Annotated in this window: 12 protein-coding genes; 5 read left to right on the forward strand and 7 right to left on the reverse strand. The window is 59.3% G+C overall.

Going from position 1 to position 12,712, the window contains the following annotated elements:
• Positions 1-654 precede the first annotated feature (654 nt).
• The 6 genes from ACESLM_RS23250 to ACESLM_RS23275 form a co-directional block, all read right to left on the reverse strand.
• A complete protein-coding gene (locus ACESLM_RS23250; protein ID WP_372634933.1) occupies positions 655-1,527 on the reverse strand; it encodes a metallophosphoesterase family protein in 873 nt (290 codons plus the stop codon).
• Positions 1,528-1,617: 90 nt separating this feature from the next.
• Entirely contained in the window at positions 1,618-1,941 is a 324-nt protein-coding gene (locus tag ACESLM_RS23255; protein WP_372634936.1) for a DMT family transporter, read from the reverse strand.
• 15 nt (positions 1,942-1,956) lie between these two features.
• Positions 1,957-2,736, reverse strand: a complete 780-nt coding sequence (locus ACESLM_RS23260; RefSeq protein ID WP_372634938.1) for an HAD family hydrolase — start codon at positions 2,734-2,736, stop codon at positions 1,957-1,959.
• Positions 2,737-2,746: 10 nt separating this feature from the next.
• Complete coding sequence (locus ACESLM_RS23265; protein ID WP_372634940.1) at positions 2,747-4,114, reverse strand: ABC transporter substrate-binding protein; 1,368 nt, start codon at positions 4,112-4,114, stop codon at positions 2,747-2,749.
• A 37-nt stretch (positions 4,115-4,151) separates the two neighbouring features.
• Positions 4,152-4,994: a carbohydrate ABC transporter permease gene (locus ACESLM_RS23270; protein WP_372634944.1), complete on the reverse strand. Its 843-nt coding sequence runs from the start codon at positions 4,992-4,994 to the stop codon at positions 4,152-4,154.
• Between the two features lie 26 nt (positions 4,995-5,020).
• Positions 5,021-5,902, reverse strand: coding sequence for a carbohydrate ABC transporter permease (locus ACESLM_RS23275; RefSeq protein ID WP_372634948.1), 882 nt, complete (start codon positions 5,900-5,902; stop codon positions 5,021-5,023).
• Positions 5,903-6,105: 203 nt separating this feature from the next.
• On the opposite strand from ACESLM_RS23275, the gene ACESLM_RS23280 reads away from it, so the two are divergent.
• On the forward strand, positions 6,106-6,726 hold the full coding sequence (locus ACESLM_RS23280; protein ID WP_372634951.1) for a GbsR/MarR family transcriptional regulator: 621 nt from the start codon (positions 6,106-6,108) through the stop codon (positions 6,724-6,726).
• Positions 6,727-6,925: 199 nt separating this feature from the next.
• On the opposite strand, the gene ACESLM_RS23285 is transcribed toward ACESLM_RS23280, so the two are convergent.
• Positions 6,926-7,852: a LysR substrate-binding domain-containing protein gene (locus tag ACESLM_RS23285; protein ID WP_372634954.1), complete on the reverse strand. Its 927-nt coding sequence runs from the start codon at positions 7,850-7,852 to the stop codon at positions 6,926-6,928.
• Between the two features lie 186 nt (positions 7,853-8,038).
• On the opposite strand from ACESLM_RS23285, the gene ACESLM_RS23290 reads away from it, so the two are divergent.
• From ACESLM_RS23290 to ACESLM_RS23305, 4 genes are read left to right on the forward strand one after another with little or no spacing between them, the layout of a single operon-like run.
• Complete coding sequence (locus ACESLM_RS23290) at positions 8,039-9,163, forward strand: ABC transporter substrate-binding protein (protein WP_372634958.1); 1,125 nt, start codon at positions 8,039-8,041, stop codon at positions 9,161-9,163.
• A 10-nt stretch (positions 9,164-9,173) separates the two neighbouring features.
• Positions 9,174-10,880, forward strand: a complete 1,707-nt coding sequence (locus ACESLM_RS23295; RefSeq protein ID WP_372634960.1) for an ABC transporter permease — start codon at positions 9,174-9,176, stop codon at positions 10,878-10,880.
• Positions 10,881-10,892: 12 nt separating this feature from the next.
• Complete coding sequence (locus ACESLM_RS23300) at positions 10,893-11,984, forward strand: ABC transporter ATP-binding protein (RefSeq protein WP_372634963.1); 1,092 nt, start codon at positions 10,893-10,895, stop codon at positions 11,982-11,984.
• Complete coding sequence (locus tag ACESLM_RS23305; protein WP_372634965.1) at positions 11,977-12,609, forward strand: metallophosphoesterase; 633 nt, start codon at positions 11,977-11,979, stop codon at positions 12,607-12,609. The genes ACESLM_RS23300 and ACESLM_RS23305 overlap by 8 nt, the downstream gene beginning before the upstream one ends.
• Positions 12,610-12,712 lie beyond the last annotated feature (103 nt).

The following is a 12,712-nucleotide window of genomic DNA, read 5'->3' on the forward strand; positions in this document are numbered from 1 at the left end:
TACAATAAAGGAGCTTTTATGTGTTTGACTACGAAAAAGCAATCATAATATTCCTAATATAGGTAATTATGGCGAGTAATTTTTCATGTTAGGTTTGATGCATGAGTAGTGCAAAAAAGTGCCTTGGAGGTGGCGAGACGGGAGCGTGGAGGCCAAAAAAGTGCCTTGGAGGTGGCGAGGCGGGAGCGTGGAGGCCAAAAAAGTGCCTTGGAGGTGGCGGGACGGGAGCGTGGAGGCCAAAAAAGTGCCTTGCCGATAGCCCGACGGGAACTCTGAGGCCACAAATGTGTCTTACGACCAGCGGCCGGGGCCCGCGCATAGTTTCGCTTAACCTCCCTCGGGACTATGCGCCTGCTGCGTTCTTCCCCCCTCGCGGTTTCCCGAAGGCTTTCACTCCGAAACTGATTGCGCTTGCAAGAGCACAAGAGGCCATTCCTGCATCCGACGGATGAGGGGATGGCCTTGTTTGTTTGATCGTTCCCGATACCTGACATCGTATAAGGGGAATGCCTTTCGCTTTTCAACTGCCGGACTCACCGTACAACATCAGAAATGCGGATGCTCAGTCAAGCGATTGTGTTCGATTTTCGCATACATACATTCAGTCAGTCAGGCAGATTAGCGCAATTTCTAATGCGTTTGCCCTGCATAGGGCTAGGGCGCTCTCTCGCCTAAACGGACTTCAAACAGCGCGGCCTCGATCCACGTCCCCCGTTCGAAATCCCGGCCCCGCACCCTCACGCGATCCGGGTAAACCTCCACGTAATAGCCTTGGCTGCCGTCCTTATGCTCGTCGTCATCCGTCCACAGGTAACCGACCGAAGCCGCGTTGAACATCGCCGGGAGCCGACTTTCGCCGTCGTAGAAAGCGTAGGGGGCTTCCAATTCCCAGTGGGTGTGGCCCGTGAATACGATCGCATGAGGGTGCCTCGCCAGCACTCCCCGCAGCTCCTCGTCCTGCTCCACGCCGTGCCAGCCTTGCGATTCCCGGGAGCCGGCGACCGTATCTTTCAGCGGCTGATGCAGGAAGACGAACGCCGGCCGTCCCGAGGCGGCCTCCTCGCCCAGCTTGGCATCCAGCCACCTAAGCTGTTCCTCCGACAGCGAGCAATACAGCTCAAGCCCCTTCTCCGTGCCCAGGAAAAGAAAAAGATGTCCCTCTATCCGGTGATCGTGATACGGCCCTGCCATGCCGGTAGCTTCCAGAAAACGTCCCAGCCGCGCCTCCCATATCCCCAACGCGATATCGTGATTCCCCGTCGCGAACCTCGCGTCCGGCAGCCGGTCTCCGTACTGCCGCCAAATCCGCTTCAGCTCCTCGTACTCTTCCGGAAAACCGTGGTCGGTTACGTCGCCGACGTGCATAATCCCGCAGCTGTCCGCCGCGTTCTCCGCTATGTCCCGAAGGGCGCGTTCCAGATTCCGGTTGTGCGCATGCTGCGGATCGGCGGTCACGTGCGTATCCGTGATCACCTGGAAAGACAGCAGCGGACGTTCTCCGTTCCCTTCATGCCCGATTGCTTCCATTCGCTTCCGAACCTCCTGTCGAAAATATTCCAATTCACACTCCTATTTCGCCCCGTCAACCTCTATTCCTCCGTAATGCCCGCTGCTTCTCTAATGTCCCTTGTGGCTCGTGCTCAAACCGACGACCCCGATGACGATAACCGCGATCCATGCGATCGAGGCGGGCGACAGCCGCTCTCCGAAAACGACGAAGCCCGCCAGCGCGATCAGCACGATCCCGACTCCCGACCAAATCGCGTAGACGACGCTGACCTCCATGTAGCCGAGCGCGAAGTTGAGAGCCGTGAAGCTGACGCCGTAGAAGACGAACAGCATCACGGAAGGGACGGTTCGGGTAAAGCTCTCCGACAGCTTCATGGATACGGTGCCCAACAGCTCCATGACGATCGCCAATCCAAGAAACAGCCACCCCATCTTTATTCTCCCTCCCTACTCCTCTTCTTCTATGGCCAGCTCCCGATAGGAGAAGACGACCGCATCCGCGTCGGCAAGCCGCGCGGAGGCAGAGCTTCCCGGTTCGGCGATTCCGATCGCGACGGCGGCGCCCGCCATCTTGGCCATCCGCATATCCCCGTTCGTGTCCCCGATCACGGCGACTTCCGCGCACGGCACGCCGAGCTCGCGGCAAGCCAGCTCCACCATATCGGCATACGGCTTGCCCCGCTCCACCCGATCGGTCCCGACGCAGGCGTCGAAGCAGTCGCGAATGCCGAGCCATTCCAGCTGCCGGACGGCCGAAGCCGTCTCGTCCGCCGTCACGACGGCCAGGGACAGCCCCGCCTGACGGCAGCGTCGCAAGAAATCGAGCGCGTGCGGCAGCGCCGTTACCGGACGGGTCCGCTCCAGATCGGCGTCGGCGTCGCGGCGGCATTCGTCGGCCAGCACCTTCGCCTCCGCCCAGGACAATCCCAGACGGTATCCGTGCCAGGCCAGTATCGTCTGCAGCTCGCCGACCGTTCCCATGGCGAGCGGACCGCTCCGATCGTAATCCGCGATCCGCCCGTCCGCGCCGGCAAGCGCGCCCAACCAGGAGCAGGCCTCCTCCGGAAGCGGAGGCAGTCCCCGCTCCCGAAGCCCGTAGGAAAACCGGGCGAGCATCCGCTCACTCCAGCGCCCCCAGGTGTATATGAAATCGAGCAGCGTTCCGTCCTTGTCGAACAGGATCGCCCGCACCGGATAGCGAACGCCGCCCGCGATCAGATCAGCCATGTCCGTCCTCCTACTTCAGCTTGTCGAGCTCGCGCTGCGCCGTCGCCTGCGCTTCCTTCAGCGCCTCGGCCGCCGGCACGTTGCTAATCTGCACTTTGTCCGCGGCGATCTTGAGCGCGTCGTTGATTTTGCCGCCTGTCGGGTCCTGGAACGGTTTCGAAGCATGCGCCGCCTGTTTAAGCGGAATCGTGCTTTGCGGATTCGCGGCGCTGTACTCTACGAAAGCCGGATCGTCGAGCGCGGACTGGCGAACCGCGATATAGCCGGTGTTCATCGACCAGAAGGCGGTATTCTCCGGACTCATGAAGAAGCTGAACCATTTGAAGGCGGCCTGCTGCTGCTCGGGGCTCGCTTTGGCCGGGATGCCGGCCTGGATCGCGCTGGCGACCGGCTTGCCCGGTCCTACGCCTTCCCAGCCGGGCTGCTCCATCGCGGCCAGCTTCGCGAAATCAAGATCGCCCTGGTCGCCGCTCGAGCCGGTGTAGCCGGCGGCATTGCCCTTCATGACGTCGTCGATCGTCTTGTACCAGTACTCCCAGCCTTGGCCGCCGTAGTGGATGCGCATGATTTGGTCTTCGTGGATCCACTTGCGGAACTGCTCCCACGTGTCGATCCATTCCGCCGAGTCGATCGTAACCGTCTTGCCGTCCTCGCTCAGAATGCTGCCGCCCTTGCTCAGCGTGGCGTCGATCATATTGTCCGCGCCCCACATCGGCTCCCAGCCGTAGAACGTCGTTTTGCCGCCGGATTTGACGGTCATCTTGGCCGCGGCCTCGCCCAGCGCCTCCCAGGTGGTCAACTCCTCCGCTTTGATGCCGTTTTTCTCCAGCGCTTCCTTGCTGTAATACATCACCTGCGTCGTTCCGTACATCGGCAGGAAATATTGCTTGCCGTCCACTTTCCCTTGCTCGAGGAAGGTCGGAATGACGTCGTCCGCGTTGAAATCGGGATCTGCGGCAATCAGATCATCGATCGAAGCGTAATAGCCTTTGCGCGCCCAATCCACGTTGGAAGACAGCACCGCCGCGGGCACGCCGCCGGATGCGATGGCCGCCTGCAGCTTCTTGCCGGTCTCCGAATAATCCGCCTGAACGACCGGCTTGACGATTACTTCCTGCTGGGAAGCGTTGAACTTGTCGATCAGCGTCTGCATATTCTCGCCGAGCTTGCCGCCCAGGCCGTACCAGAACTCGATCGTCACGGGCGCTTGCGGCGCCGGCGTCTCCGACGGGGAGGCGGCGGGCGACTCGCTTGCCGAAGGCGATTGTCCTTCCGAACCTGTCGCGGCCCCTTCGCTTCCTCCGTTCGATCCGCAAGCCGTCGTCAGCAGCAGCGAGCCCAGCAGCAAACCGGCAAATCCTTTTCTCGTTTTCAACATGTGTGTTCCCTCCGATTTTTATATAGATGGATTACTCCTACCCCTTGCTTGCACCCGCGGCCAGATCGACGCTTCGCATGATCGTTCGTTGCGCGACCAGGAAGAGCGCCAGCAGCGGCGCGATCGTGAACGCGCTGGCGGCCATGATAAGCGGCCATTTCAGCCCGTAAGCACCCCCTTCCACGAAAAAGCTTCTCAGCCCGGCCGACACGAGCTGCAGCTCCGGATCTTTGGTGATCAGCATCGGCCAGAAATAGTTGTTGGACTGCTCGATAAAAGCGATGAGCGCCAGCACGGCGAAGGAGGAGCGCGTCAGCGGCGCGATAATCGTCCACAAAATCCGCAGATGCGAAGCCCCGTCGACTTTGCCGGCCTCCACCAACTCGTGTGAAACCTGCAGGAACGCTTGCCGGATCAGAAAAATCGAGAATACGCTCACGCTGTTCGACAAGATCAGGCCCGCATACGTGTTCAGCAGATGAAGCTTGCCGAGAATGACGTAGCCGGGCAAATAGACGGCCGTGGCCGGCACCATGTAGCCGACGAGCACGAGCGCCGTGAAAACCCCTTTCAGCCGAAATCTCATATGAGTCAGGGCGTAAGCCATCATGCCGGAATTGAGGATTTGCAGAACGACGATCGTTCCGGCCACGAATGCGCTGTTGAACATGTACCGCGCGAACGGCGCGGCCTGCCAGGCTTCGGCAAAATTGCTCCACAACGCCTCCTGTGGCCACAGCGTCGGCGGAAACCGCCAGATTTCGTCGTTCGTCTTCAGCGCGCTCGTCGTCATCCAATAGAACGGGAACGCCATCGCGATCGCGGCCGCCGCGAGCAGCAAGTTGCGTAACACCGCGGCAAACCGGTTGGCGGCTCTCATAAAGCTTCTCTCCTTTCAAGGCGGGATCAGGAATAATGAACGGTCCGGCGTCCGACGACAAACGAGACGAGGGACAGCAGAACGCAGCCGACGATGAGCGCGATCGCCACCGACGAAGCTTCCCCGATCCGGAAGGCGTCGAAGGCCGATTGGTAGTACAAATACAGCAGCGTTCGCGTCGATCCGGCGGGTCCTCCCTGCGTCAGCACGTTGATCTGGTCGTAGGCCTGCATCGCCTGAATGAGCTGGACGATAATAAGGAAGAACGTCGTCGGCGAGATCAGCGGGAGCGTCACGCTGACGAGCTTCCTCAAGCCGCCGGCACCGTCGAGCTGGGCCGCCTCCAATAGATCCGACGGTATGTTGCGAAGAGCGACGAGATAGAAGATCATGCACCAGCCCGCCGACTTCCAGACCGTGACGATCAGAACGCCGACGAGCGCCCATTGCGGATCTTGCAGCCAGCGAATTCCGTCCAGGCCGACTCCTCTCAGAACGCTGTTGGCGAGGCCGACCTCAGGCTCGTAGATCCAGGACCAGACGATGGATACGGCGACGGTGGGCGTAACCCAAGGCGAGAACATCAGCAGCCGGTAAAAGGCGCCCGCTCGCATCCGCCCGTTGAACAGCAAGGCGAGCGACAGTCCGATGACAATGACGGGGACGACGCTGCCGAGGCAGAACAGCGCCGTTACGCGCAGAGCCTGATAGAATGCCGGATCGACGAGCAGATTGCGGTAATTGTCCAAGCCGACGAACAGCTTGTCCGGGCTCATAAAGTCCCACTCCATAAAGCTCAAATACACGACGTAACCGAGCGGAACGAACCAGAACAGCGTGAGCGGGACCATCGCGGGAAGCGTGAACAGCAGCGCTTTGAGCTCTCCGCCAAGACGAAATCGATTCATCTTTCCCTCCTTTTCTATCGTTCAATAACGATTGAATATTTGGTATAATCGAGGTGTATGACTAGCATTTCTTCGTTCGTTCAATAATTATTGTACGTTCATTCCGAGAGAAAAGGGTTATTTCCGCGTGAAGCGAAAATAAAGTTTATGTAAAATCTACAGCCGTCCGGAAGATGGGAGAAAACGGCGAAGGGAGCTGCGGCATGAAGAAGGCCACCTCGGGGAAAATGAAGGAACCGACGACGACGCGCGAGGAAGTCCGGTTGAAGGTAATCGACGCCATTGCGCAAACGATGGACTTGTACGGAGTGAATTATTCGTTCGGGCAGCTGTACGGCATTATGTTTTTCGAGGATCGTCCAATGACGCTCGAGGAAATGCGCACTCGCATGAACATGAGCAAAAGCAATATGAGCTACGCGGTTCGCTCTCTGATCGAATCGAAAATGGTGACTAAGCTAAGCGAGAAGGACGAACGGAAGGATCTGTACGTCGCCGAGACGGACTTCTTCAAAGCGTTTCAGGCGTTCTTCGCCGCAAAGCTGCAGCGGGAGATCGACGTCATGCGCAAGGCGATCGACGAGTCGCTTCCCGAGCTGACGGAGAGCATTTTGGCGCGGGAGACGCCGGAGGAGGAACGAAATCTGAGCCTGGAAGACCTGCATAAGCTGAAGCACGCCGCCGGTTACTACGAATGGCTGCAGCTCTTCGTCGAAGGAATTCGGGACGGCGCGTTCTTCGAAAGCCGGCAGAACGAAGCGGAAGAGCTCGGCCATTCTTATGCTCGTCTTCGTTCGTCTCCAGATAACCGGCGGACGCCTTGAAGTCCGGCGATCTCGCGATAAGATCGTCAGCGTTAGGGCGTGTATGCAACCTCCGAGGATAGCAGATATGGCCGAATTTTCGTTCCATGCAAGGAACTTTTGTGAAGGCGTACCGGGGGTACGTCAAGCAAAAGTGACGAAGCAGGGGAGATGCCCCTGAGCGGGTTTGCATACACGCCCTAGCGGAACTCAGCAAAATCTAGCTCAATGGTCGCGCTTTTTCAAGATAATCTCTAGACGGAAACTGCTCCTCCATCGCCCTCCAGAACATTCGCAACGCCGGACTGATCAGTTTATTCCGGTGGCGCACCGCATAAATAAATCGTTCGGCTCTCCAGCCGGGAATATTCCGCGACAATAGCTTTCCTTCTGCGACTTCGGTCTGAACGCACGCCTCCGCGATCATCCCGAAGCCGATCCGCTGCATGACGGCCGCTTTCAGCGCTTCGGATCCGGATACCTCCATCGCCACGTCGAGCAGCACGCCGTTCGTTCGCGCCCAGCCGTCCATGAGCGAGCGGCTGATTGAGCCCTGTTCATGGGAAATCAAAGAGTGCTCCGCCAACAGATCGGGGGATAGATCAGTCGCCGCGGCGAGCGGATGGCCGGGATCGAAAATCAGCACCAGATCGTCCCGCGTCAGCGGGAGCGCGACGAGATCCGGATCGTCGACGCGCGTTTGCGAGATGATGCCCAGATCGAGCTCGTATTGCTTGAGCTTCTCCAGGATGAACGGAGCGGGCCGGACGTCAAGCAGGACGGAAAGCCGGGGATGACTCCGTTTTAGCCCTCCAAGTAAAGGCGGGAGCAGATACGTTGCCGGCGTATGCGTGCTGCCGATCGCGAGCTTCCCCGCATGAAATTCCCGGAATGAATCCATCGTCGATTCTGCCTCCGACGACAAGGCGCTGATCTGCGACGCGTAATGATAGAACGCTTTGCCCGCTTCAGTCAGCCGGATCACGTGGTACGATTTCGTATGAAACAGCGAGACGCCCAATTCTTCCTGCAGCTTGTTCAGGTGAAACGTTACGGTAGGTTGGGTGATGTCCAGCCTCTGCGCCACCAAATATAGCTTTTGCAGTTCGACGGCTAACACGAATGCTTTCAGTTGCTGCAAGTTCACGGCGATTCCCCCTATTCGGCCGATCCAACATTAATCATAGATACTATAAATCTTAACCTGCATTTCATAGATTTAATTTAACTCGATGTTAACGAGGGGTTAATTTTTGAATGATGCAGTCCTTGTACACTGAGAAAGCGATCGAATTAAACATATCTCGCCGCAATAATCCAAATGGAGGATGTCATGAAAACAAACCGAAAAATCAAGAGTCTGTCGGCCGCGGCTCTGCTATCCGCCGCTTTTCTTCTGCTGTCGGCTTGCGGAGCAAGCTCCGAAAATTCGAATGCCAACGGCGCGGAGACGAGCGGCGCATCGACGCCAAACGCCGCGAACTCGGAATCGCCGGCAGCACCGGCAAGCGAAGAGGCATCCGAGGACACCGGCAAAACGATTTATTTGTACGGCAACGACTTCGTAGATTTCATCGCGCCCAAATTCGCGGAAGAAACCGGTTTTAAGATCGAGGCGGTTCACTATGGCGGAGGAGAAGCGTTGGCCAAGATCGAGGCCGAGCAAGGCAATCCGCAATGGGACGTATTGATGATAGACGGGCACGGCTCCGTTCGCGGCCTGGCCAATCGCGATTTTCTGCTCACCGGCTGGCGGCCGGACAACCTGGGCAGCCTTTCCACGACGGGAGCCTCGTACGTTCCCGAAGATCTGGCTTATTTCCCGGTCGGCATTCACGCATCCGGCGTTATCGCTTATAACACGAAGCTGGTGTCCGAAGACATGGCGCCCAAGACATGGAAGGAGTTTTTCGCGTTCCAAGGTCCGGTCGGCCATGCCGACCCGGCGGTCGCGGCTCCCGCTTATCCGCTCGTATCGGCGCTGTTCGAGCAATGGGGCGTCGAGGAAGCGGAGAAAAAATACGAGCAGCGGTTCAAAGACGGACTGAACATTTACCCGAAGAATGGACCGGTCGGCAAAGCGCTGCTTAGCGGTGAAATTCAGGTTGCGGCGCTGCAGGAGCATAACGCTTACGAATTGAAGCTGGCTGGGGAACCGGTGGAAGTCCTCTGGCCGGAAGAAGGCGCCCCGGGAAGTCTGCGGATTGTCGCGATTAGCAAGCATACGAAAAACCCGGCGGCAGCCAAAGCGTTCGTCGAATACATGCTGAAGCCGGAAACGCAGCGGCAGTTGACGGAAATCGAATCTACGGAAAGCTTCTTCACTCCGCTCGCCGAAGGGGTGGCAGGAAGAAGCGAGCGCCAGCAGGACGGCAAATTCCTGCTTCCGGATGCCGAATGGGCGGCGGAACACGAAGTGGAAATCAAGACGTGGTTCGCCGACCAGAACGTCAAATAGGAGACCGGACATGAATGCCTCGGAATCGCGTTGGGGAGGCGGGGTAACCCTCCTCCTGTTTCTTTTTATTTTTCTGCCGCTGCTGGCCGTTCTGATGAATGTCGTCTTTCCGGGACTGTTCTTCGGTAAATTCGAATTCCGGGGCTTTGCTCTGATCGGGGAGATCTTCCATCGCCCGTTATGGAGGCAGTCGTTGTGGAACTCGATGCTGCTGGCTCTAGGAACCGCTACGCTCGGAACCGCGATCGGCGGCGCTCTGGCCACGGTTCGGGCCCGCTGGCATTTCTCCGCAGGACGGCTCCTGGATACGGCGGCGTGGCTGCTGCTGATCGCCCCGTCATTTATGATCGCTCAGGGCTGGGTGCTGTTCGCCAGCGCGGACGGCCTTGTCCATCAATGGCTCGGCTGGACGTGGGTAACGTCGTTTATTTTCCAGCCGTCCGGACTCGTCTTCGTCATGGCGCTCAGCAAGTTTCCGTTGGCGTATCTCGCCATCGTGGCTGCGACCGAATGGAACGTCCGACAATTCGGCCAGGCGGCGCGCCTGAACGGCGCCAGGCCGTGGACCGTCTGGAGGACCGTCGAGCTGCCGCTCGCCTTGCCCTCCTTCCTTGCGGGCTGGACGCTGGTGTTCATGGACACGATCGGCGATTTCGGACTGCCGGCCGCTCTCGCGACCGTCTATAAATTCCCGACGCTGACCTACTCCATCTACTCGGCGATCTATCAGTCGCCCGTCCGCTTCGACATGGCCGGCGTGCTCGCCTTCTATCTCGTCCTGCTGCTCGCGCTGGCCATGGCGTTGCTCGTGTTCGCCCTTCGCCGCTCCCGCTTCGATTTCCTGAACGCCAAGGCCGTCAGAACGGCGAAGGAAAAGCCCCGTCTAGCGTGGGTATACAACGCGACAATCGGCGCTTTTCTGCTCGTCTGCCTCGGCATTCCGATCGGAACGAGCGCAGCCGTATCGCTACTGAAGCGATCGGGGGAAGGATTTTCGGTAAGCAATTGGACGCTGGAGCACTATCGCAGCCTGTTTGCCGGAGCGGTCGGCGACCACCGATTGCTCGGCTATTTGGAGGGGCTTTCCCACTCCCTCTCGATCGCGGCGTTCGCCGCCGTGTTCAGCATGCTGATCGGTTTCGCGACCGCCTACGTGCTAAGTTTTACGGAATCCCGGTTCAGATCGGCGCTGCAGCTGTTTTCGGTCGTTTCACTGGCCGTTCCGGGCGTCGTGCTGGGGATCGGCTATATTTTCATCTGGAATCAAAAGTGGCTGGAGCCGTTCGGCCTTCATCTGTACGGCACGCCGACGCTCCTCGTCATTGCCGGGATCGCCGGCGCCATCCCTTACGCCGTCCGGATACAGATGGGCGCGTTCGGCGCTCTGTCCGGCACGATGCTCAAGGCCGCAGCCATCCAGGGGGCCGGGGTGCTCGACCGAATGCGGCACATCGTGCTGCCGCTCGTGCGCCAGTCTCTGCTCATGGCGACGCTTGCCTCGTTCGGCACCAGCATCTTCGATCTGGCGCTGGCCTCAATGCTGAAACCGGCGAATTACTCGTTAATGCCTCTCGTCATTGACCGGGCCTTCGAGTTTTCCCGTTACGGATACGCGACCGCCGCCACCGTCGTCAGTTGCTCCGTCGTCGTGCTGCTGATCTTGACGCTGCAGACCGCCGGAAGCTGGCTGTTCCGCCGCCTGGAACGAAACCGTTAGGAGGACAATGTATTGAGCTCGATCTTAAAGCTGAAGGACGTTTCTAAATCATACGGCGAACAGCAGGTGCTGAAGCCCATTTCGTTCGAGGTCGGGGAAGGCGAACGCATCTGCATCCTCGGCCCGTCGGGCTGCGGCAAGTCGACGCTGCTGCAGCTCGTAGCCGGACTGACCCGCATTGACGGAGGAGAAATCGCGCTCAACGGCGTTGCCGTCGAGCGCGGGAAGGGCTATTATGTACCGCCAGAAAACCGCCCGATCAACATGGTATTCCAGGACTACGCATTGTGGCCGCATATGTCCGTCCTGCAAAATATCGAATACGGCATGAAGCGCCGGAAAGTCGCCAAAAGCGACAGGGAAGCCAGGCTGCGACGGCTTCAGTCGCTGCTGAAGCTGGACGGGCTGCTCGAACGGCTTCCGGCTCAACTGTCGGGCGGCCAGCAGCAGCGGGTCGGCATCGCTCGGGCGTTGGCCACGGAACCTCGGCTGTTGCTCATGGACGAGCCGCTTTCGAACCTCGACGTCAAGCTGCGGACGGATATGCGAAGCGAGCTCGCCGGGCTGCTCGGCGACTTGTCCATCGCCACTCTGTACGTGACGCACGACCGGATGGAGGCGTTCACGATCGCGGACCGGATTCTCGTGCTTCGGGAAGGCGGCATCGACCAGATCGGAAGTCCGACGGAGCTGTTCGAGCGCCCCGCAACCCCTTGGGTGGCCCAGTTGATGGGCTATCATAACCGTCTGAGTATCGCGTTCGGCGACGGCGAAAATCCGATTGGCCTGGTGGCCGGCACGCCGGTCCGGGGCGTGAGGATGACGCCCGGCGCCTATGCGGGAGCCGGCGTCATGATGCTGCATCCGGAGACGATCTCCGTGAACCGAGGCCCTCTGGACGGAGACGGAAATCTGATGGAAACCAAGACCGTTCAAGCGATTTACGAGGGAACGAGATGGCGTCTGATCGTCGAGACTCCAGATAAGCAACCGCTGCACTTGTTCCATGACAGGAGGGTGGAGCCCGGAGCGCCGCTTACGATTCGATTGCCTTCGCAGAGCGTGATGCTGTACGCGGACCCGGCTCCTGCGGGAAATGAGTAGATTGTTTGCGGCTTCCGACATTCATGGCTACGGCATCTTGCTGGAACGTCTGCTGGACTGTGCAGGATACGATCCTCGTACGGACAGACTGTTTTTGCTCGGCGACTACGTCAACAAAGGACCGGATTCGGCCGGCACGCTAGAGCTGATGCATCGATTATGTGGGGAGGGGGCCGTAGCGCTGCAAGGAAACAACGAACGCAAGTGGCTCCAAGGCGTCCCGGACTCGGCCGTTCCGGACGCCTTGGAGGCGGCGCGCTACCGCCGGTGGATCGCCGACATGCCGCTGTGGGCGAGACACGGCCGCTTCCTGTTCGTCCATGCCGGTTTACGCCCTGGCGTCCCATTGCGCGAGCAGACGCCGGAGGATTTGACGGAAATCCGCGACCCCTTCTTCCGTGCGCCGGCGATTCCGGGCAAGACGGTCGTGTTCGGTCATACGTCCACTTCCCGCTTCGGCCTCGCACCCGATGAGGTCTGGATCGGGAACGGCAAGCTCGGCATCGACACGGGCGCCGGTCACGGCCATTATCTAAGCCTGGTCGAATTGACCGAAGGCCGACAGTGGGCGATCTCCGTTACGGAGCCATTCTCCGTTCGACTTGCGCGGCTGCCGGCGTATTGAGCCGTCATGCCAGAGGCCATGCCGAGCGCTATTCCAAGGGCTGTCCGTTCCCTTCCCCCCCCCACTTCAACCTTAGCATCAGTGAAGGGGTGCGGCTGGAGTA

The sequence above is a fragment of the Cohnella sp. genome (assembly GCF_041641335.1).
Taxonomy (GTDB): Bacteria; Bacillota; Bacilli; order Paenibacillales; family Paenibacillaceae; genus Cohnella.

Bases quoted from the DNA above. Each gene is read 5' to 3' on its own strand.
- ACESLM_RS23290 (WP_372634958.1), top strand. From the start codon at position 8,039: ATGAAAACAAACCGAAAAATCAAGAGTCTGTCGGCCGCGGCTCTGCTA.
- ACESLM_RS23265 (WP_372634940.1), bottom strand. From the start codon at position 4,114: ATGTTGAAAACGAGAAAAGGATTTGCCGGTTTGCTGCTGGGCTCGCTG.
- ACESLM_RS23295 (WP_372634960.1), top strand. From the start codon at position 9,174: ATGAATGCCTCGGAATCGCGTTGGGGAGGCGGGGTAACCCTCCTCCTG.
- ACESLM_RS23270 (WP_372634944.1), bottom strand. From the start codon at position 4,994: ATGAGAGCCGCCAACCGGTTTGCCGCGGTGTTACGCAACTTGCTGCTC.
- ACESLM_RS23255 (WP_372634936.1), bottom strand. From the start codon at position 1,941: ATGGGGTGGCTGTTTCTTGGATTGGCGATCGTCATGGAGCTGTTGGGC.
- ACESLM_RS23305 (WP_372634965.1), top strand. From the start codon at position 11,977: ATGAGTAGATTGTTTGCGGCTTCCGACATTCATGGCTACGGCATCTTG.
- ACESLM_RS23250 (WP_372634933.1), bottom strand. From the start codon at position 1,527: ATGGAAGCAATCGGGCATGAAGGGAACGGAGAACGTCCGCTGCTGTCT.
- ACESLM_RS23260 (WP_372634938.1), bottom strand. From the start codon at position 2,736: ATGGCTGATCTGATCGCGGGCGGCGTTCGCTATCCGGTGCGGGCGATC.
- ACESLM_RS23280 (WP_372634951.1), top strand. From the start codon at position 6,106: ATGAAGAAGGCCACCTCGGGGAAAATGAAGGAACCGACGACGACGCGC.
- ACESLM_RS23275 (WP_372634948.1), bottom strand. From the start codon at position 5,902: ATGAATCGATTTCGTCTTGGCGGAGAGCTCAAAGCGCTGCTGTTCACG.